1 protein-coding gene is annotated in these 783 nt (G+C 63.3%); it reads right to left on the bottom strand.

What is annotated here, in order from left to right; translation table 11 throughout:
* Positions 1-766, bottom strand: a 766-nt coding sequence (locus tag EN906_RS35920) for a LysR family transcriptional regulator (protein ID WP_164777695.1), incomplete at its 3' end; no start/stop codon positions are given.
* Positions 767-783: the final 17 nt, after the last annotated feature.

Below are 783 nucleotides of genomic sequence, written 5' to 3'. Positions count from 1 at the left end.
ATTGCAGGCGCCCGTCATGCAGTTCTTCCTCGATCAGGAAGCGGGGCAGGTGGCCCCAGCCAAGGCCCTGCAGGATGATCTCCTTCTTCATGCCCTGGTCGGCGACGAGGCATTGCGGCGCGCCTTCGATCAGCGAATAGTTTTGTTGTGGCGAATGGCGGGCGCTGTCGCGCATGACGCATTGGGTGAGTGCCTGCATCTGATCCAGAGTGATCGGCTGCTCGATACGCCCGGGCAGAAAGCCCGGCGCCACCACGGGAATGAAGGACACCTTGCACAGATCGACCCATTCCACCCGCGCATCGCCCTTGTCGACCCAGTGCAGGATCAGATCGGCTTCGTCATCGAATAGACGCTCCCATGGGCCGCCCACCGCTTCAAAATGCAGATGCAGGCGCGTGCCGGGGCACTGTGCGAAGAACCGCCCGAGCATGCCCAGCACATGCGGGCGCGGGCACAGGTCGCCTATCACCACGTGGATCTCGCTTTCCTCACCCATCGCCAACTGGGCGGCATGGACGCGCAAACCGTCCAACTCGCGCAGCAGCGATAGCGCTCGGCGGTGGAACGAAAGCCCGGCCTCGGTCGGACGCACGCGATAGCCGCTGCGGTCCAAAAGGATGAGGCCGAGCTGTCGTTCCAGCTTGGCGACGGCGGCGAACACCGCCGGGTGCGAGCGATACAGCATGGCCGCCGCAGGTTGAAAACCGCCGGTGCGGACCACTGCATCGAAGCATTGCAGGTCGTGCAGGGTGAATTCGGCCATGTCAGTTTTTACTACAG

Origin of the sequence: Mesorhizobium sp. M7A.F.Ca.CA.004.06.1.1 (genome assembly GCF_003999135.1) — a bacterium.
In the GTDB taxonomy this organism is placed as follows: domain Bacteria; phylum Pseudomonadota; class Alphaproteobacteria; order Rhizobiales; family Rhizobiaceae; genus Mesorhizobium.
The sequence above is the reverse complement of the archived record's forward strand: the minus strand, read 5'-3'. Positions and strand labels throughout refer to the sequence as shown.